The following is a 25,928-nucleotide window of genomic DNA, read 5'->3' as shown; positions in this document are numbered from 1 at the left end:
TAGGGTGTGTCACGGCTTCCGTAAGGCACTAAAAACCTGAAATGGTGTGTTAACGCGTTAGCGTAACACACACTAAGGCGTTTTATATTTAATTCAATCCACCTACTTACCAGGTAGAAAGTGGGGATTTAGACCTTAAGTGAAACTTTTTACCTGTTCTTAAGGGAACTTCAAAAAATAAAATTTGAAACCGGAAAAATGTTCACTGATAACTATTTTTTAATGAATTTTAGGTTTCACCGAGAGTTGAGCCAGTCGAATGGTGTAAAGGCAAGAAAAAATTTTTTTCTCCCTGATTTAGAAAACTTTTTTAAAGGAATTTTAGATTTAAGATTTTGGATGTGGGATTGTATCTAAAAAACCCCACATCCAAATTTTTTCTATGCAATATCAGGGGGTATCTGTTTCGGCAATCGCTGCTGTCGCAACTGTTGTTGTATGAGTTTTTCTAGGTCAGCTCGCCGAATTTCAACGGTATGAGTGGTCTTACCCGGCGTTTCCAAAAAAACGATACTATCTACGGGTTCCAATGCCACCAATTGAAACAAAATATGGGTGACAGGAATAATTTTAGCTAGCATTTGAGGGTCAAGCCCAGCAGGGGGAATTAGAGAGACATCCTGTATGGTAGGAAAAGCGTAAATCACACGCTTTTCCAATCCTGGATTAGCACGATTGCTCAATGTAGTTAAAACCCAGCTTGCCTCTGAATTTTGGAGAATATAGTATTGGGAGTAACGTAATTTTTGAGCGATCGCTCTAAGGGCAGGAGCAATTGCTGCAACAAGATGTGGTGTCATCCCATCGCGGGGTGCATTGTCAATCAGCAATTGAATTTGTGCTTCTAAATCCATAATGACTTGTATACGGCTCCTGGGTAATGGCAATAACATCTATCAAAGTGTGAACAATCCCATCAAAGTTGGGAATAATAAAATCAGCTACATCCTAAATGTAGTATTGGTCTGCGTTTAGCTTATACGTAAAACGGAAAAAGCCAATACCCACAGTCGTACAGGTTGTCTTTAAGTAAGTTAGGGTCTTTTGAAAACCGAGACTATGAATTCAGCCGCAACCGCAACTATTCCATCTGCAACTATTCTGGGAGAAAATTCTATAGGCGTGGAGGTGATCTTTCAACTCCTATCCAGGGAGTTTCAGCAGTCAACCAAAGCTTCGGAACAGAATTGCCACGATGTCGCAACACGAATCACCACCGAAGTCTACCGGATTTGTAATGAGAGCAAACGTATCCAAGCTTCCGGCGCTGTAGAAAGCTCGGCGATGACCCTCGCCCGACATCGGCTGCAACAGTGTCTCAGGTACTATCAGTTGGGTTCAAATCGGGGCAGGGTAGAATTACACAGTACTCTGAGTGCAATTATTTATCGATACATTAATCCGCCTCAGAGGCAATTGAGCTATCAAGGGCGGCTGACTATAATTGAAGATTTCCTCCAGAGTTTTTATCTAGAAGCATTGAACGCTTTTCGGCGAGAAAATCAACTCGGTGTTACTTATCGCCCTCAGACGCTTCTAGAATTGTCTGAGTACATGGCATTTACCGAGCGCTATGGCAAGCGACGCATTCCCTTACCAGGCCGTCAGCAGCAGCTAATTATCCTGCGGGCGCAAACTTTTTCCCAACAGCAGCCCCCAGAAACCAGCGTAGATATAGAACAAGCCGCAGAAGGCAGCAATAGTGAAGCCGATGGTTCTTGGGAAGAACCAGCAGTTCACCAATTGCGCTCCACAATGGCAACGCAAGCCGAACCTGAACCAGAAGAAGACACCTTGCGCTCTGTTGTGATTACCGAATTAATGAATTATCTCGAACAACGGCAACAATCTGATTGCGCTGATTACTTTTCCCTCCGCCTCCAGGATCTATCAGCGCAGGAAATTGAGTCGATTTTAGGTTTAACCCCTCGTCAGAGAGATTACTTGCAGCAGCGCTTTAAGTATCATTTGATTCGGTTTGCTTTGTTGCACCGTTGGGAATTAGTTCACGAGTGGCTGGAAGCTTCTTTACACACCAATTTGGGCTTAACTCCCCAGCAATGGCAAGTATACACAGCGCAGCTGGACAATAAACAACGGTCTTTACTAGAGTTGAAGCAACAAGGACAAGCCGATGAAAAAATAGCAAAAACTTTAGGGCTGTCAATGGCACAACTTCAAAAACGGTGGTTTAAAATTCTGGAACAAGCTTGGGAAATTCGTAACTCATTAGTGTCCGGATCAGGTGCATCTACTCATGAATAGTGACTCAGAATCCTTACAACACCAGTGTCTCGATTGGTTATTGACAGATAATGTCAAAAATAACGAGCAACTCTCGGGATGTGAGGAAAATGACGGGGCAAAGAACCTCCTCAACGAAGCCACTGCTTCAAAAACCAGTGAGCCAAAATTGGGAGGAACGCCCCAGGCCCTTCAATTGGGAGAAATTCCTACTGTGCAAGATCGTTTCCAAGCCGTCCTCAAGCGTCGGTTACAAATCCAAGTCCAAGACCACCTACCGTTGTTTCCCTGGGAAACACAATTAATCGACTATCCCGATTTTGTTGACGAGCCGTCAATGACACTCGTTCCTACCTGGGGGTGGATGGTACAACAGTCGAAGCTGAACCTACCGCTTCCCTTACCGGAGAGAGTTTTCCGGCAATTGCTAGAACAATGTCAGGCATTGGTGACATCTTCAGTGCCGCTAGGGGCAAAATTAGTTCAGGTGGTGGAAAACTTTTTTCCCAACGAGTCTCAAGCATTAAATGATATAGCTGGATTGGTGCTAAGAAGCACCTATCGGTCTGTAAATACTCTGGAGACAATACCCAATATTCAGAGCGATTACTCAGATTTACAACCACGTCAACAGATGGCTTTGTCGTTGCTAGCAGCTAAACAACTGCTGGAAAATTTGACTCTACCACTTTCAGCAACTACTCCAGTGGTAGAAAGACAATGGCTAACCAGTGTTGGTACTTTAAACATCAGAGTAGAATACCAGTCTCTAGGTAAACTTACGAAGTTACTTGTTCAGGCTGAGTTACCTGTTAAAGGAACTTTGACGCTGCGGGGTAGTGGCACTTTAGCAATGGCAACATCTTCGACTTCGGGATACTTAAGTGTAGAGTTAGGCTGCGAGCAACTTAACCCAACTTATACCCTGGAAGTTGAGTTTCCAGAAATAGACCAACAGTCATTGTTGTTTGTGATTAGTCCAACGATTTAGTCTAAATTACCACCGCTAGCACACTACGTCGATCAACGCTGATATATATTAAGAGAACCATTCCCCTAGCTGTTGCCTTGGGGCTTTGTTGCCTTTGCAATTTTGGATTAAAAGCCCGAACACTGGAAGTTGTGGCTATACAAACGTTCGCCCTTGGCGTTCCTGTTGGCGCAGCCTCTCGTAGAGAAGGGTAGTCAGCCTGTGCGGACTACGGAAAATCAAGTAGTAGCAAAGCCTGGGGAACGAGTTAATTCGCTGCGTTGTGCTGATTTCGCCACGCCTCTATTTTACCAAGCCATCAATTTTCCACTTATAGACGCTTAAAGACAGGATAAGAAAACTTCCCCTAACGGGAATACTTGAAAGTAGGGCGGCCAGTTCCGTCCTTAGCATTGTTTCCGTAGCATCTACACCTTAAACTCGAAATGTTTAACTTATCCAGGATGAATCAGTTTTGGCGTCTTTCTGTAGGTAATTTCTGGCGGCAAAATCCGCAGAAGTCGCCTTTGACAGAAGTGGAAGATTCAATTTTCTTGCGGGTGCTGGTGCTAGCGTTGGTTATTTTGGGAATTGTGGCGACGGATATCGCCGCCGAGACTTCATTCAGTCTTTGGGCGTTACCCCTGAGTGTGGTAGGTGCGATTTGGAGTTACTATCGTCGCCGCGATTCCAATGTTGCAGTTAAGTTCTGCATCGCCATCGGAATGTTAGTAACACTGGGTGCTTTCTTTGGGCGATTAGTGGGAGAGTTGAATGATACGCGGTTGAGTTTGGCAGAATTATTAATTCAACTTCAGGTGCTGCATAGCTTTGATACACCCCGCCGTAAAAATTTGGGCTATTCGATTGTTATCGGACTGATTTTATTGGGTGTGGCAGCAACGCTAAGTCAGACTTTAGCATTTGCACCTGTGTTGCTGTTATTTTTAGCGATCGCTCTACCAACTTTAGTATTAGATTACCGCTCACGCTTAGGTTTGCTGCCATTAAAAACTCAAAAGGAAAAATTAAATCAGAAGAATTCTTCAACTCTTAATTTTAAATTTTTAATTCTGAATTTTTTGCTAATTATCGGTCTAGGGCTGGCAATTTTTGCTGTTTTACCCAGATTCCCTGGCTATCAGTTACGGAATTTTCCGGTAAGTTCTGCTATTCAAGTAAAAGGCAGTTTCACAGGACGTAGTATCATTAATCCCGGTTATGTCCGCCAAGGTAAAGGTAATAATCAAGGCAGTGGTACGGGACAAAACCAAACTGGTCAACCAGGAAAAGTAGATAATAACTTTTATTACGGTTTTAATAGCCAAATTAACCAAAATTTGCGGGGTGAGATGAAACCTAAGGTTGTAATGCGGGTGCGATCGCAAGCTGAGGGTTTTTGGCGAGTACTAGGATTTGACCACTATACAGGTAAGGGATGGGAGATTTCCCGGAATGAAGATGTTATGACCATGAGGCGAGCGCCTTGGTCTTACCAAATTTTTCTTAACCCACCTCTGATTACTACTAAAACCCAAGAGGTGGTACAAACTTATACAGTGGTGGCAGATTTGCCTAACCTAATTCCGGCGATGGCTTATCCTAAGGAAGTTTATTTTCCCACATCAATAATCGCTGTTGATACAGAAGACGGATTGCGATCGCCTGTGGAATTATCACAAGGACTCACCTACACAGTAATTTCCGCAGTACCATCCCGTGATCGCACTTTGCTGGGTCAAGCTTCTACTAATTATCCCCAACATATTAAAAAGCATTATCTGCAAATTCCTCCCGAAATTGCCGAAAAAGTCCGGCAACGCACCGAAGAAATTCTCGCTAACTACAATCAAGAAGGAGTCACAAAGTCTTCTAAAAGCCTTGATTCACCTTATGAAAAGGCTCTCTACTTAGCTCAATACCTGAAGCAACGCTACTCTATTCCTCAAAATCCTTTAGGATTGCCTTATTTGAGTGAAAAAGAAGACTTGGTTGAAGCTTTTTTGTTTAAGCAAAAGGGAGGTTATCCAGACCACTTTTCAACAGTTCTCACGGTGATGCTGCGTTCCATTGGCATCCCAGCGCGATTGGTAGCAGGGTTTAGTGCAGGAGAATTTAATCCATTTACAGGGCTGTATGTTGTCCGTAATACTGACGCATACGCGATGACGGAAGTGTATTTTCCTAAATATGGTTGGTTTGCCTTTGACCCCATTCCCAATCATCCCCTGATTCCCCCATCTATTGAAGATACTCAGACTTTTAGTGTGTTGCGCCAGTTGTGGCAGTGGGTTGCTGGATGGTTACCTTCTCCGGTGACAGGTTTGTTAAATAATGTATTTGGGACAATATTTAGGTGGATAATTAGAGCGATCGCTTGGTTTTTAGCTTTATTCTCTCAAGGTTGGTTTGGGATATTGACTGGCTTAATCTTGGCAACTACAGCAGCTTTTTTAGGTTGGTTGGGTTGGGGCCAGTGGCGAGAGTGGCGCAACCATCGATGGTTAAAGAAATTGCCAGCAATGGAAAGCCTTTATCAACAAATGCTGCAATGGACAACCCAAAAAGGTTTAGGCAAGCATCCAGCACAAACACCTTTAGAGTATGCCAGAGGATCATACCAGCGTCATGCCTCAGCAACTGCTGAGGTCATAGATGAGATTAGCCAAGCCTATGTTAGTTGGCGTTATGGTGGTCATACGCCTAACTTACAGCGACTGCGGGAAATCTGGCAACGTCTCAAAAAGACTGCTAAGTAATTCATCAACGAGTCCTGTACAAAGATTATCCATTCGGCAATCTTTTTGATAAATTGCGACTAATAGCACTTTTCACAATTCCTGAAATATAAATCGCTCCTTCAGCGCGTCTGATTGGCTCGTGGTTCTTGTTCTCCGATAGTAAAACTACTTCTCCTTTCTCTCTCATATAACGTTTAACTAAAATCTCATCATCCACAGAAACTATAACAATCTCTTGCTCCTTAGGCTTTTGGTATAGAGGATTAATCAGTTCAACAATTAACCAATCACCAGGATATATACCAATACCTATCATTGAGTCTCCCATTACAGGCAAGATGATCGTTTTATTTGATTCATTGATCAGTTCTTCACAGAGATCAATTTCTTCATAATCAATGTTCATTGAATCCCCTCCAACACTCGATGTGCTATGTGTGCCTGCTGATACTGGATAATCATACTTCCTGACCTTGCGAAACTTTGCTGAATGTAGAATATCTATCAGTTCTTTTCCTTTTATTCCCTTTTCCCAAAGGTTCTCTATTGCCACAATCAAGTCATTACTGATTGATGAAGGAACACCTATGTCTGTAAGTGGCTCGCCAAATTTATATTTACGACCTGACCCTTTTCTGGAACCGCCTCTTGGCATAAGCAATCATCCTTTGTGCAAGTTTTCGCAATTTCTCATATTTCACTAGGAAAAACCTTACTAATTGTGTTTGTCTTGCAAAACTTTTGCAGGGTGTTCTTGATTGGGTGAACTGCTAAATTGTAGATGAGCAATGCCTAAGGCAAGTATGATATGGAACAATGCAATGAGAGCTTTTTCAGAGAAAATAACACTCAGCCCAGTGTTATAATTTGTTTCCTTACTCTGATTAGGATCGCTTTTCATAATATACCTATAATAAAATCTACAACTATTAAAATAGTACATATGAACTAAGTTTGCCTAGTAGATTTTGAAAAAAGTCTGGAAATCAAACTTTTATAAAAGTACTATGTACGGTAGAAGAGTGCGACTCAACACATCAAATCTAGGAATTACACAATAAATATCTGGAGATTTAAGTAGGTCGGCACGATAAAACCCATGTATGTTTAGTTTTGTAAAAACTCTGAAATCACTGATTTATAAGCTGTTGGCGAGTAAAAATCTCATCTTGAACAATCAAAATAGGACGACGATGCCTAGGTTCTGAACCGAGTGGTTCAGGTAAATTTGCCCACCAAATTTCTCTGCGGTACACTACCAATCCTCACAGGGCAAGGACATAAATTGTAACCTTGCCAATATTGGATCTACTTCAGAGGACTCTTCAGAATAAACTCGATTCAGTTGGTTCAATATCTGATTTCGGTTGTATTTCCGCAAATATGCTTTCAAAGTTTTTGTGTAAAGTTCACTACGAGATACCCATAACTGTCTAGCTAGTGCTTCTGCCTCTTCAAAAATTGAATCTGGAAGCGAAATCGCAGTTTTCATTGCTACCTTTATTGTGATTACTACCTCTGAAATTGTAAAGATTTTGAGGAAGTTTACCAGATTAGCTGTTATTTTGGATTTCGTCTAACTTGGCCCGCACTGCCTGGATATCCTGCCACATCAACCATTTCGGCGCACCTCTTTCTTTAGAAGGGTTACGCAGCAAGTAGGAAGGATGAAAAATTGGCATACATAAACGCCCTTCCCACTCCAGCCACTGTCCGCGAATTTTCGTAATCCCCCGCTTATCGCCAGTGATCCCTTTAACAGCAGTTGCACCGGTTAACAAAATTATTTTGGGGTCAACTAGGCGAATTTGTTCTAGTAAGTAGGGTAGACAAGCCGCCACTTCTGTTGGAGTGGGAACTCTATTATCTGGTGGGCGACATTTATTGATATTGGCAATGTATACATCCTGCTCAGTAGTCAGATTTACAGATGCCAAAATTTTATCCAACAACTGCCCTGATCTGCCTACAAATGGTAAACCCGTTTCATCTTCATTTTGACCAGGCGCTTCCCCTATAACCATAATTGGTGCTTTGAGATTGCCACGTCCGACAACAGCATGAGTCCGAGTGTCTCCCAATGCACAACGATGGCAGCGATCGCAATCCTGTTTCAACTCCGTGATGCCAGAATATGTTCCCGGAGCGATCGGAATTTTCGCGTCTGTGGGAATTAGTTCTCGTTGATTAAAGGTTGAGTCGTCGAAGAGGCTGAGTTGGGTTTCGCTGCTCATGAAAATCAGGATTTTGGCATTAGCACCAGCTGTCTTATCTGAGTTAAATACGGCTTTGGTCGGAGATTTATCAGAATAAATAGACTTTTGCTGAATACTTAATTATTTATACAAATCTTATTGTATCAGTTAATTTGAGACAAAATTCAGTCATGATAAAAGCAGTGCCGTCCTAAAGATGCTGGGAGAAACCATGTCACATACCCCACTTTTCGCCGATCGCACCCATGCAGGTGAGGAATTGGCGCGAGTGATTCATGATGTTTTGACTCAGCAAACTATTGATTCTGGCGTAAAGCCTGTACCAATTGTTTATGCTTTGCCAAGAGGGGGTGTACCACTAGCAGCACCAATAGCCCGTCTTTTGGATTGTCCGTTGACAATTGTTGTGGCGAAAAAGATTAGCCATCCGAAAAACCCAGAGTTAGCAATTGGTGCAGTCACTACTTCCGGAAATGTTCTTTGGACTGATCAAAAGCTATTTCGCCCTAAACATGATGCGCGGTGGCGGGAAGTGGCTTTAAATAAAGCGATCAGCCAAGCTAAGTCTCTTGAGGCTCAATTAATTCCTGCTTGTCCGCAGGTGAATGCCGAGAATGCTACGCTGATCTTAGTTGATGATGGTATTGCTACAGGTATGACAATAGCGGTAGCGGCAACTGCCCTCAAAGCGCTTTCTCCAGCAGCAGTTTGGCTATGTACTCCAGTGGCGCCACAAAAATTGCTACCCTGGTTAGAACAGTGGGGCGATCGCACAATCGTCTTGGAAACACCGGAACCCTTCTGGAGTGTGAGTAATTTTTACGCCCAATTTCCCCAAGTAGATACATTAGAAGTTCTCCTATATCTCCAGCAACAAAAGACAATTGGGGGAATTGACCTGTGCGAGTAATTTTGAATTGTTTCCCTGTCTTGCTTTTTAACTATTTGCAGATGTTCCCTGCTCGTATTGTACAGCTTTGGCATAATCACCCAAAGCGTAGCAAGCGACTTTCAGGCTGGCAAGAGCTTGTTCTTCACTACGATGATCTTTGATATTCCTAGCTAATAGCAAACGTTCTTCATAATATGTAATTGCTTTGTTATAGTCACCCAAAGCTTCACAAGCAACTCCTAAACTACCTAAAGACTGTTCCTCACTACGCTTATCTTGAATTTCTTTGGCTAATTGCAACCGCTCTTCATAATACTTAATGGCTTTGGGATAATCATATAAGGCATAACAAGCATGACCCAGATTCTTTAGCACCTGAGAAACACTGCGAACATTTTTTAAGGAACGTGCTATTACTACACATTGCTCATAGTAGGCGATCGCTTTTGGGTAATTGTTCAAAGCATACCAAGCATTACCCAAATTCTTGAGTACCTGTTCCTCGCCCCAATTATCTTTGAGTTCCCGGACAATTTCTAGGCTTTGCTGCTGATACTCAATTGCCTGTGTAAATTTGCCTAAAGCTTTATACACCAACCCCAAATTATTCAGTGCCGCCACTTGACTCCGTTTGTCTTGCAGTTGCTGCGTTATTTTCAAACATTTTTCTAAAAACTCAATTGCCTTTTTAGGGTTATTCAGGTGACGATATGCATTGCCTAAATGGGAAAGTGCTTGCATCTGCACTGCCAAATCTGAGGTGTCTTCGCTCAAAGAGATACACTGTTGGGAGTAGGAGATAGCACCTTTGTAGTCTCCAGCGCTATAAGTTACCAATCCTAAAAAAGAAAGTACCTGTGCCTGTTTTTGCAAATCCCCAACTGCCTGAAAAAGCCCCAAGGATTGTTGTAAAGACTTCATCGCCACTATTAATTCACCAGCTTGCTGCTGTTGAATTCCTTGCCGTAGTAGCTTGGATGCTTCCGATAAATGGTCGTCACTTTCCTCTGGAGGTGGTATTTCTGCTTGTGAACCAAAGTCAAATTCATGGGTAATTGTATTACGCTTCACTGGTTTTAAGTATGTTATGGGTAATTGCAGGGGAAGTGTATTTTTCGAGATGTTATTCCATTCGCCTTTAGGCATCAACCCTTCCTGTTAAGCTGGTGGTAAATCTAGTATTCCCAAAACCAGAACGTATCTTTCATCAGGTTGGTTTAGCACAGCAGAGGTTAAGCAGGGGTGAGAGTTTATCAATGAAGCGATTATCTCGCTATTGAATCGTTGATCAAGGCTTTCAGATTACCACTCATCAAAAGTAATAACTATAGTTGTTAGTTAGCCAATTGGCAATTTTCAAATATAAATGTGTCTTTAGACTGCAAAGTGTCAATTTTGTGAATAATTGCTGCTTTTAACATACTCAAAAAAATGTACATTTCAAAAGTTTAGGTGAGTGTATTTTTAGTATCTTTAAAACTAGAAAAGATAAAAATATTTTTTCAAAGCAATGTACTACTAGAAGTTTGAGCTTAGTAATATTAGTTTCACGCCTTTAATTGCCTGTCTCTCTTTCAATTTCGATTATAAGAGTTGATACTGATGCAAGTATTCATAGCAACAATATTATTTTATACTTCTATTATCAACATCTGCACTGTATATATGGTGCAGGATCTCTCGCAGTTCCATTAAAATTTTTCCTAACATGTTTTTACCACTACCATCGGCTCCGCAACCCCAGTAAAAATCGATGGGCGAGTTTTCAACAATTTCTGCATTGCCTGTGGAAAGTAAAATATTTTTAATATCTGTATGAGTTTGAAATTTACATAACACAGCTTGCCGCATGATATCGTCTTTAACTTGTTCCCAATCTTGACGTAGGGGACGAGTTCTCTCCCGCCCCATTCTTGCCGCATCTTTAGGTGTTTTAACTCGGCGGATTTGTTCTACATGATGTGTATCCACAAACTTTTGCGCTTGAAAGTAGTGTTCGCTAGTTGGCCAATACAATCCATCTAATCCAAAGCCGTGGGGTGAAAAGTTAGAGAAACAGCCATATTCTTCACGAGTGCTATAAAAATAGATTGTCATAAGTAAATCGGCGTAAATAATTGTCGTTGGGATAAGTGACAGGCAATAGGCATAAAGATTTTAGCCTAGTCCATTTTTCTTTACATAGTTAGATTTTATTGTGCCAACTTACTTAGAAATTGATCAGCTGTTCCACATATAGTTTGATTAATTCTTGCTTACTTACTTAGTTGTAGCAGTTTCTGAAGTAAAGAACAAAATATTAATAATTAATCCCCCCTTTTCTCCTGAAAAAGCGGGGCTATGTCCGCTATTTCTGAGAGGACTTGGGAGGATATTCAAGAAATACATGTCACTAATCTACAAGTATTAATTACTTACTCAATTTAAATGCATTTGCCAAAAGTTAAGTGTTGGTTGCACCAACAGGTACAGAGACATTTGCCACAGAGGGATTATTTAGGATAGGCTGGCGGGTTTTCAAATCAAATTTGAAACCATGTGGCAGAATATGAAGCTTTGCTCCACAAATCGCCAAAGACTCATCCTTCAAAATTTCGTTCATATTGTTGTATGTAGCTTCTGATTCATCAACAATAGTGACAGCGCCTTGCCCAATCACTTCAATTTGGTTATCTATCACTACCATAGCGGTATTCTCGTCAATACCAAATCCTAAAACAGCAGGCTGTAGTATCAAAGCTGAAATTAAGCGTCCCAAGCGTCCACGCTGGGAAAAATGCTGGTCGATTACCACCCCTGGTAAGAAGCCTAGACCGGGGCCCATTTCAACAGTTTCAATCCGAGGATGTGTTTCTGAGTCGCCTTCCACAATCATTACGTCTGGCATTATGGCAGCTCCAGCGCTGGTGCCTGCGATAACTATACCTTCAGAAAACCGTTTATGAATTGTCGTATCTATTTCGGTATCCTTGAGGATGCTGGTAATGCGAGCTTGGTCTCCTCCAGTAAAAAATACCCCAGTTGCTTTATTAATTGCTTCCAATGCAGTAGATGAAGATGCATCTTCGCGGGTTTCTGTATCAAGAATGCGAACATGCTCGGCTCCCAGGCGCTCAAATACTCTAATATAATTTTCTCCTACTTCTTTGGGTAATCCTGTCGCCGCCGTGATAATTACAATGTACGCCTTCGTACCCCCGGCGCGTCGCACAAAGTCTCGTAGAATTAGGCAATCTCCATCTTTGTCTTCAGCTCCCCCAATAATTACCAACTGCCGTTTGATATTACTCTGCACCATGATGCCCCCTGATTTTAGTTAGGAAATTTTACTAAACCATGACAATTAAAACTATCAAATCATCCCTTTGGTAGATTTATTGATAGAAGTAGGATTAAAATTTGCGTAGATGCATTCCCAATGCGTCTCCAAGAGTTGCGGCTTGTCGTTAGACATCGCAATCATACCAAGAGATTTTTCAGAAAAACTACATAAAAAAACCTATCCTGAAAATTGATTTTCTCTGACATAAGAAAACCCACGGCGTCAACTGCCTCTAGAGATATTTTCTAGAGGCATTGTTGATTATCTTGCTAATTGCCAATTGAAAATTTATCGTGCAATTGTTAAGTAATTGGTATTAACTTTAGCTGAGTGCAATTAGATATCTGATGAGAAGTCTTAATGAATGCGACTTCTGTAAAGCAAATTAGTTAAGAAAAAACGTGCTTGTTCTAGTGGGAGATGCCTGGGTTTGCCTTGGTAGACAATTTGATACTCATTGATGTCTGCCCCGTCACCATGCCCAGATATCAGCTTTTGGTGAAAAGCTTCCTCAGCAAGTTCTCGAATTTCATCTCTTAGAGCAGCTTGTGTGCTATTCATAACTTTGCTGTCTTTTCGATACCGCAAATTTAATTATACAACTTATTGGGTAGGTGTTGCACCATTCAAAGGTTATATCTTTGACTATTCATGAGGATGAATTGACTGTTATAGGGCTTATGCAAAAAACCTCTCAAACTCTTATTCCTCCGTGTCCCACCAGTTGCAACTCCTACGGGGAGACGCTGTGCGTAGTTTGCTTCTCCGTAGGAGTACAAGTTGGGGAACCCGCCCAACTGGCTTCTCTGCCTCCTCTGTGGTTCGATTTTCCGTTACTTGTGCGTAAGTCCGCGTAAGTCCTATGTTATTTATTCTTTGCTGAGGAATGGGGATTTAATTATGCCTTGAGATAGTTGAAAATGCTTACCAATAGAGTTAGCGTGGGTTCTGATTAGCTCAGTAGCAAAGCTATCACTCTCTAAAATTAATCTAAATCAATCTACAATCAATCAGTCTGAGTAACCATTACTCAGCATTTAAATTTCAGGGTGTTTAGCCAAAGGTTCGTAATCAATGGTTCTACAAAAAAGCAGTGATTTAGTCCGCATTAATGCTAGAAGAACGGATGTATTCGATATTTTCAACTTCAAGCATTATATTGGGCCCAACCTCTATTTAGATACAGGGGCGCTAGTATTTGATTTTGCTCTAATGGACTCTAGAGAACCTTTGCCTCTTGAAGATTATATTGCAAGGATTGGCGATCGCTATCCACGCTTGGGCAGCCAAACCTATGAATCTTATGCTCATCTATTTGCCCAAGTTGTGTCTGAAGTCGGAAAGCTGGACATGGATTTGCACCTTAACCATTGGAGTGTCAAACCATATCCAAATTTGGTGCGGATTAGTATTCAATCACTACATGAACGCACAACTAGAGAAGTAGCTTATTTTGTTTGGGATTGGTTTGAAGCCATAACCCAAGACGAAGACTTTAACTTTGATGAGCAATTAGTGAAGCTGCAAAATAGATTCCGCGCATCTGTCTATGGTGGCCCTACAGTTTACGCCCTATTACGAACAGCCTACGAAAAAGGTATTCCCGCCTTTTATTTGTGGGAGGAAGGGTTAATGCAGTACGGTTTGGGAAAAAAACATGTCCGGGGAGTAGCAACAACATTTAACTGTGATAGCCATCTAGATTCGGAGTTTACTACCCGCAAAGATGACTGCAAGGCATTTTTAAAAACTTTGGGTTTCCCAGTCCCTGAAGGCAGTATCGTTTTTTCGGAAAAGGAAGCCTTGGCAGCAGCTAGACAAATTGGTTACCCAGTGGCAGTTAAGCCAGTGGTTGGTCACAAAGGAATTGGTGTTACGGCTGACATACAAGACTCAAAAGAACTGATATCTGCTTATAATAGGGCACTGGCAGCGATTCCCGAAGATCAGCTAACTCGGATAATTGTTGAGAAAAGTATTTCCGGATCAGATTTTCGCTTGTTGTGTGTCAATGGTAGATTTGTGGCCGCCACAGAACGCCGTCCAGCATCGGTTATTGGTGATGGCTACTTAACACTTGCAGAGTTAATCCGCCAAGAGAACCGCAAACCTGCACGTTTAGATACGCCAACCTCGCCGATGAGTAAAATTCAGATAGATGAAGCGATGGAACTTTACCTAGATGAACAACGCTTATCATTAGATAGCGTGATTGAGAAGGAACGCACTGTTTACCTGCGTAAAGTCGCCAATCTTTCAGCTGGAGGTATAAGCATCGATGCAACCCAGACAGTTCATGCTGACAATATTATCTTGGCGCAAGATATTGCCCAACACTTCCAGCTGACTTGCCTTGGGATTGATGTGATTACCAAAAGTCTCGCAGAATCTTGGAAGTCCAGTAACTTTGCCATCCTGGAAATCAACGCTGCACCCGGAATTTTAATGCATCTTAAACCTTCTGTTGGTGAAAGCGTTGATGTGCCTTCTAATATCTTAGAAACTTTTTTTGAGTCGGGTACAGATGCCAGGATACCAATTATTACCTTTAATAAAATCTCAGTTGAAGAACTGCAAGCAACGATTGACCATATCCTTTTACAACATCCCAACTGGACAATAGGCGCTATTTGTCATGATGCAGTTTTTGTGAATCGCTCGAAAAAAGTATTAAGCAAAAATTACAACATCAACGTTCAAACTTTGCTGCGTCATCCAAAACTTGATTTGCTGATTGCCGAGTATGCGGAAGACATCCTAGATGAAGAGGGCATGTTTTACCAGAGTAGTAATATTGTAGTTCTGGATAATCCCACCGAAACTGAGATGATACTAGTGCGGGATGTCTTCGATGGTTCTACTGTGGTAATTAGAAAAGGTAACGACATTTCTGTCCGTCGCAAAGGGTTAATCGAAGATTATACTTTGGCTGAAGATGAACCATTTACACGGGTTTATTTGAAAGAAACTGGAGCGATTTTGTGAGCTAAGTAAATAGGTGCTCAATCCAATATTTCTGAATTTGACTGAAAAGTTAGATCCCCGATAACTTTTACGAAGTCGGGGATCTGGAGCCTAGCTAAAAATTGCTAATTATCTGAATTAATCGATTTTCTAAAACTTTAAAATATCTAATGATTCTTCTATTTCTAAATCTAATATTCTTTCTCGTGTATCTTTGAGTGCTTCTAGCTTACCTTCTTGACGATAGATGTCTGCCGCTTTTTGAAAATCTTCAATTACTCCCTGTTTTTCTGCTATTTCTAAACGGATATTGCCACGATTGTAATAAGCATCTGCATAGTTTGAATTAATCTGTATTGCTTGAGTATAATCTTCAATTGCTTCCTGAAAATCTCCTAAGTCAGAACGAGCATTGCCACGGTTGTAATAGGCATCGGCATAATTAGGATTAATCTGTATTGCCTGAGTATAATCTTCAATTGCTCCTTCAAAATCTCCTAAATCTGAACGAGCATTACCACGGTTTTTATAAGCGATGGCATCTTTAGGATTAATCTTGATTGCTTGGGTAAATATCGGTTGGGAGCCTAATAAATAACGAGCAATCCCACGGTTTTTATAAGCATCAGCATAATCGGGATTAATTTTAATAGCCTGGGTATAATCCTCAATTGCTCCTTGGTTATCTCCCACATGAGAACGAGCTTCAGCCCTGTTTTTATAAGCTACGGCAACATTAGGATTAATTCTAATAGCCTGGGTATAATCATTAATTGCTTCTTCTAATCGCCCCATTTGAGACAGAGCTAAACCTCGTTTATTGTAAGATTTAGCATCATGAATATTCATCTGAATTACCTGAGAATAATCTGCGATCGCAGCTTCATAATTTCCTATTTGATAGGAAGCTAAACCTCGTTTATAATATAAATCAACATCGCTAGATTTAAATTGTAAGGCTTGATTATAGTTGGCGATTGCATTCAGATATTCTCCTTTTTCAAAACATTCATCACCCAATCTTATATAAAGTATATTTAAATCTTCCTCACGATATTCAGGTTGAAAAGAAGATTGAAGCAACTGATTATTAGTTGGCTTAGATGGAATTTCCTGCTTCGGGAGATATTTGTAAATTGATGGTTGTTGCCTAGAAGAATTATTTATAGAAGATTGTAACTGTTCTAGATAGCACCATAAACCACCGCCATACAGTAATTGTTCTATCCCAAATGAAATTTTACCAGTCTTCAACTTAATCATCCGGGTTGGCAGAAAGCCAGCTAAGAAAAGGTGATACTCCGATTGTGCTTCACTCACATCCTCTTGAATCAAAATGCAAACTACAACTGCATTTTTTTCAACCTCTTCAGAACTAATTGACCATCTAACTTTATCAATACTACCGTGACGAGATTTAACCTCAATACCAATAGATGGGTCAGAAGTCAAGGTAAAATCTATATTGCCATCGCCGCCAAATCGCTTTTCATAATCGACTTCGGTAATAAAATCAGCTAAACGTTCTTTGACAACTTCCTCACCCAACTTCCCTTTGAGATAGCTAATAAAAACGTCACGCACTGGCGAAACACGCTTATATTTCTCAGCCATCAGCCAGCAAAATTCCCGTAGTGCCTTTAATCTATCTCCAGAGATTATAGTTAATTCACTATATTGACCTTCTGTTTCACAATGAAGCAGACAACCAGATGTTAACCTTTTAATAAAATCAGACTGTAGCGATCGCAGTAGTGTAATCCAGTCCATTTATGTTTCTGCGAATCTTTTGATGAGATTATTCTATTAAAATATCTATTCGGCGTAAACCTTTTAATTAGCTTGGGTGATATTCCCTCAAAAACTGTTATCTAATTCTTAAAGTGCGGCCATGTCTGATTATGCCATTTTGACTGTTAGGGAGGGGTGTAAGAGTGCGCTCGCTGGGAATAATACATGAAATATTAATTATCTAACCACCAATTGCGCAAATGACCCAAGATAAAAACCCCAACCCAAACCTCATCCCCGACTCCAGTTCCCCCTCCTCGCTTGCGGGGTGGGGTTCCGGGATACCCTTGGCAAACCTCACACGAACTTTGGAAAAAACTTAAACCATTGGCGCAACAAATGCGGTGTGAACCAACTCCAGCAGAAAAGTTACTTTGGCAGAAGTTGAGAGACAAGCAACTTTTGGGTTTCAAGTTCCGCCGTCAGCAAACAATTGACCGTTTTATCGTCGATTTTTACTGTGGTGAAGCGCGGTTGGTGGTGGAAGTAGATGGGGAAATTCATGACTACACTCAAGAGGAAGATGCAATCCGTCAAGAATTCTTAGAGAGTTTGGGGTTGCAGGTTGTGCGATTTAGAAATGGGGATGTTCTGGAGAGGATGGAGGGAGTGTTGCAGGATATTGCTACTTGCTTACAGAGATAGAACCCCACCCCCAACCCCCTCCCCGCAAGCGAGGAGGGGGCTAATTCTGAATACGCACGACCTCGGCTTACATGAGCTTCTGCAAATTTGCCATCTTTCCTCAAAGCATCGCTGTAATGCTTAACAGCACCTTTATAATCTGCTTTTTGTTAGGTATGGGAAAAGGTGGAATTATATCTTGTAAATTAAAAGCATATAAGTCAGCATAAGGACGGCGATCGCCATAACAAACTAAAATTTGATAGTGACTTCTTTTTTAACGGAGTCCTTTCTCCCGTAACAAAGCATTTGCCCAAACTGCATTCTCTTCTGACAATTGTGACACTGGCTCTTGACTGTAATCTATTACTAAGTCATAACTTGCACGGTCATAAATCCCAGCTAATAAACTCTGCAAATCCACGAAAGGTTCACTATCACCAGTTTGCAACGGTAAGGTAAATGAGGGAATTACATCTTGCACATTAAAAGCATATAAATCAGATTGCGGACGATTTTCCCCGCGACTAACCAAAATCCGATAATTATTTTGTGTACCATCCCCAAAAACTAACATTGGTTCCCCGACACGCAATAAATCAATTTCTACCAAATGTGTTGAACTTCCTAAGACTCGCTGTCGTTTATTATCGTATGCGTTGCGTCCTTCTCCTGTACGTTTATTTTTAGGTGAAAGAATTTCAATCACTGTCACTACTTCTTTTGTTCCTACCTTTCGCACCTCTAAATATCTCTCCTTCACTATCTCAGGTATGGGAACTGTCACCGTTTTAGGTTGAACGGCAGGTGTAGCTACAGCTATATTCGGTATTTTAGGATTTATTGCTGTCTGTGAATTTTGTACTATTACATCAGGAATACCAACCAAGAGTTTATCATCGCCAGTAGTTTGATAAATTCGTTCTTCAATGGCGACAAAATATTTGGGACGTAGTTGAGGAGAGAGGTAATCTGCGATCGCTACTATTAGTCTCCCATGTACTCCTGGCCATAATTCAGGATCTTCTAAATACGGGTTCATTCCTGGAAATGGATAAGCCATAACAAATATCTCAAAACAAAAATTTTAAAAGTAATTCCCATAGCCCTCTCCCAGCTTGCGGGGTGGGGTTCTAAGAACAACTGGTAAGGGCTGCACCACATTGATCTTTCCTTGTTAACCAACCTTTAACACCTTGATATTCTACCTGCGCCCAATCTTTCTGACAGCCTAACAATTTGACAGCCGTATTAGCAGGAACTCTTCGCACTTTTAGGCTTTGTTGACTGGTACTAGCATATAAATCCACGCCATTAGTACCGTAGCCCCGCGTTGTTAAGCCTAATTTTGGCACAAACACCCATCCAGTTCCTTGAAAACCATCACTAGCATTAGTAATCTGTACCCAATTTCCAGTAGCACCAATAACCCGAACTGTTTCCTTGATGGGTATTTGCCCTATAATTGTATTATTTGTACTTGCACCACTCCGCACATTTAAACCTTGTGGATCTGTATCGGTGACGTAGGCAAGAATATCGCACTTTTGAGGATTAGTTGATTTCGCTAAAGCTATTTGATCAGCTATACCTGTATTGAGTATCACACTAATACAACTGAATGCCAATCCTGTCAGTAACTTTGATACTGGATTTTTCACTTTTTTTGTCATATATTTGTTCAATTTTCTGGCATCAGTACCTAAAATTGGAGTCTTATTTGTATCTGATAATCTACTCAAATAAATTAGGGTTAACTTTGTAACGTAGTTCCTTAAAATAGATTTTAGTACTGTAATAACACTTTTAATTTTACAAAATTTAGTCCTGCGATGTCTACGACGGGCTACGCCTACGCAGATGGATACAACACAACGACATGATTGCGTATTAAGATGTCAGTATATAGTGTAGTTAACGCCAACAATGAGTTCAAATTTCGACAAACAGTCTATTGCCCGCAAAGCAGTTAAGCTCAAAGATTCTTAAGTTTGAGGATAATTTAGAAATTCCTGAAGAGGTTGTCTCTGAACTTAATGAAATTGCTGAAAAAATAACCACGGAAATTTCGTGGCAAAAAGGAGATATTTTAATGATTGATAATACCAGAATACTTCATGGGAGAAGAGCTTTTGCTGATGATCAAAGAGATATTTATATCCGGCTATGTTCTCCAGCTTTTTCATTCTAATATTTTGTTAATTACTTAGTCAGTTTTACTGAGAAAAGTTAGATCAGGAACATAGAATAGAAAACTTATCTTTTGTAGAGTGTGTTGGCGACAGTATAACGCACCTAAACTATATAAAATGGTGCATTACTAATGCACTCTACGAAATTTGTAAGTTATTAAATCTATGTTCCTAAGCTGATAGCCAACATAGATTTTTAGCAGTTTCTATCTAACACGTTACCTCATATCATAGCCAAACAAATTTGGGTCTACTTCTCCTAACTGCAACTCTGCCAAACCATACTCCGCCCATCGCCTCTCTACCATCGCCGCCACATCAGGATCAGATTCCAAAGGCGAACCCCATTCATGGTCTGTTTCCGGCGGAATTTTAGTAGTCGCATCAATTCCCATGCGTCCACCTAAGCCAATCTTTTCACTGGCAAAATCCAACGTATCAAAAGGTGTATTCGGCAAAATAAATACATCCCGCACAGGGTCAACTTTGGAACTAATTGCCCATACTACTTGACGCGGATCGCGAATATTTATGTCTTTATCCACAACAATTACAAATTTGGTGTATGTAAATTGTGGCAAAGCACTCCAAAACGCTAAAGCTGCCCGTCGCGCTTGTCCTGGATATGCTTTATCAATAGAAATAATCGCCGCTTTGTAACTCAAAGCTTCCATTGGTAGGAAGAAATCGACAATTTCTGATACTTGTTGCCGCAGAATGGGAGTATAAATGCGATTTAGTGCGATCGCCATCATCGCTTCTTCTTTAGGTGGACGACCGCTAAATGTTGTTAAGTAAATCGGATTTTTCCGGTGTGTCATACACTCAAAGCGGATCAACGGCGAATCTTCCACGCCGCCGTAATAACCCATATGGTCACCAAAGGGCCCATCTGGCAAAACTTCCCCTGGTGTAATCGTTCCTTCCAAGACAAATTCTGAATCTGCGGGAACTTCCAAATCTACAGTTTTACATTTCGCCAACTGCACACCAGAACCGCTGTACAGTCCAGCAAACAGCCATTCTGATAAATCTACAGGTATGGGTGTGGCAGCTGCCATGATAATTAGAGGATCTACACCAAGTGCGATCGCAACTTCTAATTTCTTCCCACGTTCCGCCGCTTTTCGCAAATGCCTCGCCCCACCCCGCACTGATAACCAGTGAACCGTCATCGTATTCTGAGATTGTAGTTGCAAGCGATACACACCTACATTTGGAGTACCCGTCTCACAATCTTTAGTAATTACCAGTCCCAGCGTGATAATCTTGCCAGCATCACCAACATAAGGACGTATCAAGGGCAACTTATGTAAATTTAAATCATGACCTTGAAGCACAACTTGCTGACAGGCAGGGAAAAAGTCCCGTCCTGGTTTCGCCTTCACCACATCAAACAGCACTTTGCCAAAATCTATCGCCTGGGAAATCTTCTTCGGCGGTTTTGGTTGTTGCAGCATACTCAATTTTTTCCCCAGAGTTTCCAACTCCTCTGGATGCTGCATATTCATCGCCCAGCAAATCCTTTCCACAGTTCCCATCAAATTCACCGCCACCGGGAAGGAAGCGCCTTTGACGTTTTCAAACAACAACCCTGGGCCACCTTTTTGCAGCATCCGGTTGGAAATCTCAGCAATTTCTAAGTCTGGGTCAACTAAAGCTGAAATTCGCCGTAATTGTCCCTTATCTTCCAAAATTTTAATGAATCCCCGCAAGTCTCTGGCCATTGTTCTAATAAAACTGATTATTTAAGAAGTGTGAAGCGCTTTCTTATATTATTAGTCATTTGTCATTGGGCATTAGGAAATATTTTCCTTGTTCCAGTGTCCCCATCTCCCCATTTGGGAAATTGTTAGTTTTAATTGGAAATTAACCTATTTAGTAACTTTTCTTAACTGTGTTTTCCAAAGGATTTAGCTATTGTATCTAGGGATACGCAATTATTTTTTACAAATAAGCGCTAACCTAATCAAACATGGCCAGAATATACTATACCTTCCTGGCAGGCGGCTTTGTTATATAGCCCCTGCTGGGTTTATTTGTTATAAGCTAGGGCACAGCCCTAGCTTTTAGGTTTTTCTGAATTTTTGTGAGCTTGCATAGGCATAGCCCAACCCAGGCATCGCTAGATAATACTTTTTTCAAAAATTTTTGCAACAAATGCATTGCCTGTAAGGGCGTAAATCTAGCTGTACATTCGTGTCAACTTAAGGTAAAAGCAGTTTACGAACAAGCCTTTAGAGATTGTCTCATTCCCAGTCTCAGACCATTGGTGACAAATTAAGAAAAAAGTAATTGTCAACAAGTGCTTTCCAGTATCTGGCTGGAAATAAGGTTTTAAAGGGGTTTGCGCTTAAGTTGACACCAATGACAGATTTACACCCCTACCAATGTATAGCGTATTCCAGGTAAATGAAGTACACGGGTAGAGGCACAACATGTTGTGCCTCTACGATGATCTCTACCTCACCTTGGCGTAGCCTAAGAAGAGAAGTTGCAATCTACTGTATATGTAACAGGTATTTTGTGAAATGGTATCAGAACTATTTTTCTAAGTTGAGCAATAAATTTGATTAATCTTCAATATTATCAATAAAAGATACTTTATAAATAATAATTTTTTGTAACATCATTAAACTAAAAATCCTACGCCTAAAAGGTGTGAGATGTTTAAGTGATAATGTTGACTTTACCAGTGTCAATATCGTAACAAGCGCCAACAATTTTTAGTTTACCTTCATGGAGCAATTTGGCTAAAATCGTTGAGCTTTCCTGCAATTTTTCAGTCTGATATTGAATATTGGCTATAACCGCATCCTGCATATTATCACTCGTTCTTAACTTTACCCTTTCTATGGATGGTTTGATGCCCTCAATAATCAAACCAATTCTGCCAGGAAGTGGTTCGTTTTTAATTGCTTCTGCTACAGCACCGCATCTTCTATGACCCAAAACTACAATCAACTGCGAACCCAATACTGCTGTAGAATATTCCAGACTACCTATAACCGTGTCACTAACGACATTACCAGCAACTCGCACGACAAATAAATCTCCAAGTCCTTGATCGAAGACGATTTCCGCAGGTACTCTAGAATCTGCACAGCCCAATATGGCGGCAAAGGGATACTGAGCTTTAGCAACTAATTGCAGATGTTCTAGTGATTGATCGGGATATTTGCGTTTTTGATGGATAAATCTTTGATTACCATCCAGCAAGCATCTAACAGCTTCATTCGGACTGATTGGATTAGAATTAACTGGGTGAATATCAGCAACAGCAGTTTGCTTTTGATTCCAAAAACTATCACCAAAAGCAGTAGCTGCAATACCTACCACACTTGCGAATTTGAAGAAATCACGTCGCCCAACAAATCCATTAATTCGACTCATCAATCTACCTGATAACAACAAAGCTTTTCTCAGGAAGATATCAGATTTAAGCAAGATGTAATAGTACCTTGGTACACGGTTTAAGAGTTATTTAATATTCATATTACATGTGAGTTTATAACTTATATAATGTATAAATTGACTATTATATGCATCAAGTAAATTCGATTTTATCTGTTAAATTTAAAGCCAGGGTTAACCATAACCAGAACAGTTTTTCCAATACATTATCTTCTGGTGACGAAAGAGGATAATTCCTGTCAAAAGCCCAAACGAGCTATTGTTTGTATTTCCTGTATTTTTTGGGAATACTTAACAGAGTATTGGCTATAGATATGACTTTTTTAAACAAAATAAACTGGAATTTTCTACGTAGAAATGCTCAAAATAGCTCTGGGATAGATCCGTCTGCTCCCGGCCAACTACCTGTAGTGCCAAAGAAACCTACAACACCATCAACCTCCAAAAACCTTGCTCAATTGGAGAGTGAAATGGAGTTACAAAGGCGGGTTCTCAAAACATCCTCTCAGCAACTGCATAGCAAAGCCAAGCGGGGTATAGGTAGTAGACTTATTTGGATAGCAATACTTATCGGCATTCCCGTTGGTGTAATTTGGGTGGCGAACCAGCCTTATCCGGTGATTCGCCAGCCGATGATGCTCCATGCGCCTTTTTTGTTGCTACCCAGCTACATCAGCATGGATAATCACTATCGGCAGGCGTTGGTATCAGTCGAGCAAGCTGAACAATTGATTGAAAAAGCTACTAGTCCCGCTGATTTGGCTTTGGGAGAACAGAAGCTACAAGAAACAGAAAAACATCTAGATCAGTTACCAACCTCATTTGTCAACGATTGGTCACAATACAAATATTGGTGGTATGACTCGCGATTCAGCATCTACGGTTTTAATGCATTTCGGAGTAAAGTTGGGCAGCTAGAAGCTCAGGTTTTTCAGGAAAAGAATGCTCAGTCCTTGCTTACTGATAATATGCAGAGCTTGTTAAATGCAAAACAGCAATATGAACGGGCTACAACAGCAACTGATAAACAGACTGCAACAGCTGCTTGGCAAACAGCGCTTAATCAATTCGAGCAGATTCCTGGTCAAACTCTGGCAGGAAAAACTGTACAAAATCAACTAGATAATTATAAGCGTGAGTTTCAGGAAGTTGTTGGATTGGCGGCGGGGAACGATCGCATCAGTGCTTTAATCACCGCAGCACGGCAATTTTCCTGGCAAGCTGCCAAAGCTGGTCAAAATCCGCCGCACACCGTAACTGAATGGCAACAGATAGAAAATTTGTGGATAGAGGCAATTGAGCGGCTCAAAGAAATTCCTGCAAAAGACGTAGCAGGTTATACCGAGGCACAGAAGTTATTAGCAATTTATGAGGCTAATTTAGGTCAAGTTAAGGTCAGACGGCAAGCTGAGGCAGATGCTGGGGAGGCTTTGGAAGCAGCACAACAAGAAATCAAAAGCTTGTTGGCTTCAATTCCTACTAATGCTGATCATGGAGAGCGCAATCGGGTATTGAGCCAATTGCAGAGTATTATTAATCAATTAGAAAAGGTGCAAAATGGCACAACAGCTTATCTGAAAGCTCAAGAGTTACTACTGTCGGCAAATAATAAACTAAGGCAGCTACAGGTTAAATAAATGGTGGCGATCGCTTTGGTATGATCCCTTTGGCTAAGTGATGCCTCTGAATACAGTTCGGTTAATGTGTTTGGCTCTCGGAGATCCCCCCAACCCCCCTTAAGAAAAGAGGGCTTTGTTTCCTGTTTACCACCTTTTTAAGGGGGTCGCCGCAGGCGGGGGGATCTTAACCGAACAGGATTGTGATGACTCTATTCAAGCACTGTCATCACCTGACTTAAATCTGTGTAAATCCATTTGTACTATGTGTTTTCTGTTTGATTTCTAGCCAGTTGTGGTGAAGCGGTGACGCTTGCGCTACTTTTTTACTGCCATCCCACCATTTAAGGTGGTTCGGAGAGCGTAGGCGTCAACAACTGGCCGTTGGGTGGGATTTTTGAGGCGGGAATCTATCCCTTGTAGAACTTTCTCAATTTCCCTGTAACCCTGTTGATATCTCAATTAAAACTGCAACAGAAAAATTTTGGATGCCAAATTGCCAAAAGCACTGAACATAATTACTAATTTCTAATGACGCTCCTACGTCGCTAACGCTGCACTAACGTAATTCGTTATTAAGAATTAAGAATTCTTAATGGGGTTTTGGCAGATCCGGGTAATTTACTTTCTGGTCATTTTTTCCTGAATGAATGTCCTGTTTTACCTTTCTACTCGCTGTAGATGTGATTAAGAAACGCAAGGATTATTGGGGAGAATTCTTTGAGCATCGAAAACGACGGTCGCGGCAGTGGCAGGAAGTATTATGACTTTTGTATTAGTTATAGATAGCGTAGGCGCAGCCCACTGTAGGCATCGCTATCGCCTGGTGAAGCTCCCTAAACTGGTGTTGTGTTGAACAGGAAAAACTCGATTTACCACAAGATGTGCAATTGTTAATACCAAAATTGACATTCATGCATTCGAGTCGCGGGAATTTACTGT

25 protein-coding genes are annotated in these 25,928 nt (G+C 41.0%); 9 read left to right on the top strand and 16 right to left on the bottom strand.

Translation table 11 applies throughout. The features are described 5' to 3' along the window. Positions 1–380: 380 nt before the first annotated feature. Positions 381–854, bottom strand: coding sequence for a hypothetical protein (locus V7K48_RS26915; protein WP_335077048.1), 474 nt, complete (start codon positions 852–854; stop codon positions 381–383). A gap of 205 nt (positions 855–1,059) precedes the next feature. On the opposite strand from V7K48_RS26915, the gene hetZ reads away from it, so the two are divergent. The 4 genes from hetZ to V7K48_RS26895 all read left to right on the top strand — a co-directional run bounded on the left by hetZ (position 1,060) and on the right by V7K48_RS26895 (position 5,973). Further along, positions 1,060–2,265 carry a heterocyst differentiation protein HetZ gene (gene hetZ / locus V7K48_RS26910; protein ID WP_335077046.1) on the top strand — a complete coding sequence of 402 codons (1,206 nt, stop codon included), beginning with the start codon at positions 1,060–1,062 and terminating at the stop codon, positions 2,263–2,265. Next, positions 2,258–3,235, top strand: coding sequence for a PatU (locus V7K48_RS26905; RefSeq protein ID WP_335077044.1), 978 nt, complete (start codon positions 2,258–2,260; stop codon positions 3,233–3,235). Before hetZ ends, V7K48_RS26905 begins: the two co-directional genes overlap by 8 nt. Before the next feature lie 129 nt (positions 3,236–3,364). Next, positions 3,365–3,559, top strand: a complete 195-nt coding sequence (locus tag V7K48_RS26900; RefSeq protein ID WP_335077042.1) for a hypothetical protein — start codon at positions 3,365–3,367, stop codon at positions 3,557–3,559. A gap of 119 nt (positions 3,560–3,678) precedes the next feature. Next, positions 3,679–5,973 carry a transglutaminase TgpA family protein gene (locus V7K48_RS26895; protein WP_335077040.1) on the top strand — a complete coding sequence of 765 codons (2,295 nt, stop codon included), beginning with the start codon at positions 3,679–3,681 and terminating at the stop codon, positions 5,971–5,973. A gap of 25 nt (positions 5,974–5,998) precedes the next feature. Here V7K48_RS26895 and V7K48_RS26890 read toward each other — a convergent pair whose 3' ends face one another. The 5 genes from V7K48_RS26890 to V7K48_RS26870 form a co-directional block, all read right to left on the bottom strand. Continuing rightward, positions 5,999–6,610 carry a LexA family protein gene (locus V7K48_RS26890; protein ID WP_335077037.1) on the bottom strand — a complete coding sequence of 204 codons (612 nt, stop codon included), beginning with the start codon at positions 6,608–6,610 and terminating at the stop codon, positions 5,999–6,001. Positions 6,611–6,670: 60 nt separating this feature from the next. Further along, the gene (locus V7K48_RS26885) at positions 6,671–6,856 is read right to left on the bottom strand and encodes a hypothetical protein (protein ID WP_322665592.1); all 186 of its coding nucleotides are present in this window, start codon (positions 6,854–6,856) and stop codon (positions 6,671–6,673) included. A gap of 229 nt (positions 6,857–7,085) precedes the next feature. Further along, positions 7,086–7,211 carry a type II toxin-antitoxin system PemK/MazF family toxin gene (locus tag V7K48_RS26880; protein ID WP_335077033.1) on the bottom strand — a complete coding sequence of 42 codons (126 nt, stop codon included), beginning with the start codon at positions 7,209–7,211 and terminating at the stop codon, positions 7,086–7,088. Beyond that, on the bottom strand, positions 7,211–7,447 hold the full coding sequence (locus V7K48_RS26875; protein WP_335077031.1) for a hypothetical protein: 237 nt from the start codon (positions 7,445–7,447) through the stop codon (positions 7,211–7,213). Before V7K48_RS26875 ends, V7K48_RS26880 begins: the two co-directional genes overlap by 1 nt. 61 nt (positions 7,448–7,508) lie before the next feature. Then, positions 7,509–8,189 (bottom strand): uracil-DNA glycosylase, encoded by a 681-nt coding sequence (locus tag V7K48_RS26870; protein WP_335077029.1) that lies wholly within the window; start codon positions 8,187–8,189, stop codon positions 7,509–7,511. A 193-nt stretch (positions 8,190–8,382) separates the two neighbouring features. Here V7K48_RS26870 and V7K48_RS26865 point away from each other — a divergent pair, with 193 nt between their 5' ends. Continuing rightward, positions 8,383–9,081 carry a phosphoribosyltransferase gene (locus V7K48_RS26865; RefSeq protein WP_335077027.1) on the top strand — a complete coding sequence of 233 codons (699 nt, stop codon included), beginning with the start codon at positions 8,383–8,385 and terminating at the stop codon, positions 9,079–9,081. A 27-nt stretch (positions 9,082–9,108) separates the two neighbouring features. On the opposite strand, the gene V7K48_RS26860 is transcribed toward V7K48_RS26865, so the two are convergent. The 4 genes from V7K48_RS26860 to V7K48_RS26845 form a co-directional block, all read right to left on the bottom strand. Continuing rightward, positions 9,109–10,209 carry a tetratricopeptide repeat protein gene (locus tag V7K48_RS26860; protein ID WP_335077025.1) on the bottom strand — a complete coding sequence of 367 codons (1,101 nt, stop codon included), beginning with the start codon at positions 10,207–10,209 and terminating at the stop codon, positions 9,109–9,111. A gap of 480 nt (positions 10,210–10,689) precedes the next feature. After that, on the bottom strand, positions 10,690–11,160 hold the full coding sequence (locus V7K48_RS26855; RefSeq protein ID WP_335077023.1) for an NADAR family protein: 471 nt from the start codon (positions 11,158–11,160) through the stop codon (positions 10,690–10,692). A 346-nt stretch (positions 11,161–11,506) separates the two neighbouring features. After that, positions 11,507–12,361 (bottom strand): cyanophycinase, encoded by an 855-nt coding sequence (locus V7K48_RS26850; protein WP_335077021.1) that lies wholly within the window; start codon positions 12,359–12,361, stop codon positions 11,507–11,509. A 381-nt stretch (positions 12,362–12,742) separates the two neighbouring features. Continuing rightward, entirely contained in the window at positions 12,743–12,946 is a 204-nt protein-coding gene (locus V7K48_RS26845) for a hypothetical protein (protein WP_334977204.1), read from the bottom strand. 513 nt (positions 12,947–13,459) lie between these two features. Between V7K48_RS26845 and V7K48_RS26840 the strand changes: the two genes are divergently transcribed. After that, the gene (locus V7K48_RS26840) at positions 13,460–15,370 is read left to right on the top strand and encodes an acetate--CoA ligase family protein (RefSeq protein WP_335077019.1); all 1,911 of its coding nucleotides are present in this window, start codon (positions 13,460–13,462) and stop codon (positions 15,368–15,370) included. A 129-nt stretch (positions 15,371–15,499) separates the two neighbouring features. Here V7K48_RS26840 and V7K48_RS26835 read toward each other — a convergent pair whose 3' ends face one another. Further along, on the bottom strand, positions 15,500–17,119 hold the full coding sequence (locus V7K48_RS26835) for a tetratricopeptide repeat protein (RefSeq protein ID WP_335077017.1): 1,620 nt from the start codon (positions 17,117–17,119) through the stop codon (positions 15,500–15,502). Between the two features lie 348 nt (positions 17,120–17,467). On the opposite strand from V7K48_RS26835, the gene V7K48_RS26830 reads away from it, so the two are divergent. Next, positions 17,468–17,785, top strand: a complete 318-nt coding sequence (locus tag V7K48_RS26830; protein ID WP_335077015.1) for an endonuclease domain-containing protein — start codon at positions 17,468–17,470, stop codon at positions 17,783–17,785. Between the two features lie 100 nt (positions 17,786–17,885). Here V7K48_RS26830 and V7K48_RS26825 read toward each other — a convergent pair whose 3' ends face one another. The 3 genes from V7K48_RS26825 to V7K48_RS26815 form a co-directional block, all read right to left on the bottom strand. Next, complete coding sequence (locus V7K48_RS26825) at positions 17,886–18,023, bottom strand: DUF4058 family protein (RefSeq protein WP_442949479.1); 138 nt, start codon at positions 18,021–18,023, stop codon at positions 17,886–17,888. A gap of 18 nt (positions 18,024–18,041) precedes the next feature. After that, on the bottom strand, positions 18,042–18,827 hold the full coding sequence (locus V7K48_RS26820) for a DUF4058 family protein (RefSeq protein WP_335077013.1): 786 nt from the start codon (positions 18,825–18,827) through the stop codon (positions 18,042–18,044). A 70-nt stretch (positions 18,828–18,897) separates the two neighbouring features. Next, complete coding sequence (locus V7K48_RS26815) at positions 18,898–19,437, bottom strand: SH3 domain-containing protein (RefSeq protein ID WP_335077011.1); 540 nt, start codon at positions 19,435–19,437, stop codon at positions 18,898–18,900. A 281-nt stretch (positions 19,438–19,718) separates the two neighbouring features. Between V7K48_RS26815 and V7K48_RS26810 the strand changes: the two genes are divergently transcribed. Further along, positions 19,719–19,955 (top strand): TauD/TfdA family dioxygenase, encoded by a 237-nt coding sequence (locus V7K48_RS26810; protein ID WP_335077009.1) that lies wholly within the window; start codon positions 19,719–19,721, stop codon positions 19,953–19,955. A 219-nt stretch (positions 19,956–20,174) separates the two neighbouring features. Here the strand turns inward: V7K48_RS26810 and V7K48_RS26805 are convergent, their stop codons facing one another. Together V7K48_RS26805 and V7K48_RS26800 are read right to left on the bottom strand one after the other, a co-directional pair. Further along, positions 20,175–21,683 (bottom strand): UbiD family decarboxylase, encoded by a 1,509-nt coding sequence (locus V7K48_RS26805; protein WP_335077007.1) that lies wholly within the window; start codon positions 21,681–21,683, stop codon positions 20,175–20,177. Positions 21,684–22,626: 943 nt separating this feature from the next. Beyond that, entirely contained in the window at positions 22,627–23,349 is a 723-nt protein-coding gene (locus tag V7K48_RS26800) for a carbonic anhydrase (protein WP_335077005.1), read from the bottom strand. Between the two features lie 335 nt (positions 23,350–23,684). Between V7K48_RS26800 and V7K48_RS26795 the strand changes: the two genes are divergently transcribed. Beyond that, the gene (locus tag V7K48_RS26795) at positions 23,685–25,007 is read left to right on the top strand and encodes a hypothetical protein (protein WP_335077003.1); all 1,323 of its coding nucleotides are present in this window, start codon (positions 23,685–23,687) and stop codon (positions 25,005–25,007) included. Positions 25,008–25,928: the final 921 nt, after the last annotated feature.

It is taken from the genome of Nostoc sp., from assembly GCF_036919615.1.
Lineage (GTDB): Bacteria > Cyanobacteriota > Cyanobacteriia > Cyanobacteriales > Nostocaceae > Nostoc.
Note: the sequence above shows the minus strand (reverse complement) of the source record. Positions and strands in the feature narration are given on the sequence as shown.

What these genes read in the sequence shown, in the direction of transcription:
- V7K48_RS26915 (WP_335077048.1), bottom strand. Translation starts at nt 854, where the DNA reads ATGGATTTAGAAGCACAAATTCAATTGCTGATTGACAATGCACCCCGC.
- hetZ (WP_335077046.1), top strand. Translation starts at nt 1,060, where the DNA reads ATGAATTCAGCCGCAACCGCAACTATTCCATCTGCAACTATTCTGGGA.
- V7K48_RS26905 (WP_335077044.1), top strand. Translation starts at nt 2,258, where the DNA reads ATGAATAGTGACTCAGAATCCTTACAACACCAGTGTCTCGATTGGTTA.
- V7K48_RS26895 (WP_335077040.1), top strand. Translation starts at nt 3,679, where the DNA reads ATGAATCAGTTTTGGCGTCTTTCTGTAGGTAATTTCTGGCGGCAAAAT.
- V7K48_RS26890 (WP_335077037.1), bottom strand. Translation starts at nt 6,610, where the DNA reads ATGCCAAGAGGCGGTTCCAGAAAAGGGTCAGGTCGTAAATATAAATTT.
- V7K48_RS26885 (WP_322665592.1), bottom strand. Translation starts at nt 6,856, where the DNA reads ATGAAAAGCGATCCTAATCAGAGTAAGGAAACAAATTATAACACTGGG.
- V7K48_RS26875 (WP_335077031.1), bottom strand. Translation starts at nt 7,447, where the DNA reads ATGAAAACTGCGATTTCGCTTCCAGATTCAATTTTTGAAGAGGCAGAA.
- V7K48_RS26870 (WP_335077029.1), bottom strand. Translation starts at nt 8,189, where the DNA reads ATGAGCAGCGAAACCCAACTCAGCCTCTTCGACGACTCAACCTTTAAT.
- V7K48_RS26865 (WP_335077027.1), top strand. Translation starts at nt 8,383, where the DNA reads ATGTCACATACCCCACTTTTCGCCGATCGCACCCATGCAGGTGAGGAA.
- V7K48_RS26860 (WP_335077025.1), bottom strand. Translation starts at nt 10,209, where the DNA reads ATGCCTAAAGGCGAATGGAATAACATCTCGAAAAATACACTTCCCCTG.
- V7K48_RS26855 (WP_335077023.1), bottom strand. Translation starts at nt 11,160, where the DNA reads ATGACAATCTATTTTTATAGCACTCGTGAAGAATATGGCTGTTTCTCT.
- V7K48_RS26850 (WP_335077021.1), bottom strand. Translation starts at nt 12,361, where the DNA reads ATGGTGCAGAGTAATATCAAACGGCAGTTGGTAATTATTGGGGGAGCT.
- V7K48_RS26845 (WP_334977204.1), bottom strand. Translation starts at nt 12,946, where the DNA reads ATGAATAGCACACAAGCTGCTCTAAGAGATGAAATTCGAGAACTTGCT.
- V7K48_RS26840 (WP_335077019.1), top strand. Translation starts at nt 13,460, where the DNA reads ATGGTTCTACAAAAAAGCAGTGATTTAGTCCGCATTAATGCTAGAAGA.
- V7K48_RS26835 (WP_335077017.1), bottom strand. Translation starts at nt 17,119, where the DNA reads ATGGACTGGATTACACTACTGCGATCGCTACAGTCTGATTTTATTAAA.
- V7K48_RS26820 (WP_335077013.1), bottom strand. Translation starts at nt 18,827, where the DNA reads ATGGCTTATCCATTTCCAGGAATGAACCCGTATTTAGAAGATCCTGAA.
- V7K48_RS26815 (WP_335077011.1), bottom strand. Translation starts at nt 19,437, where the DNA reads ATGACAAAAAAAGTGAAAAATCCAGTATCAAAGTTACTGACAGGATTG.
- V7K48_RS26805 (WP_335077007.1), bottom strand. Translation starts at nt 21,683, where the DNA reads ATGGCCAGAGACTTGCGGGGATTCATTAAAATTTTGGAAGATAAGGGA.
- V7K48_RS26800 (WP_335077005.1), bottom strand. Translation starts at nt 23,349, where the DNA reads ATGAGTCGAATTAATGGATTTGTTGGGCGACGTGATTTCTTCAAATTC.
- V7K48_RS26795 (WP_335077003.1), top strand. Translation starts at nt 23,685, where the DNA reads ATGACTTTTTTAAACAAAATAAACTGGAATTTTCTACGTAGAAATGCT.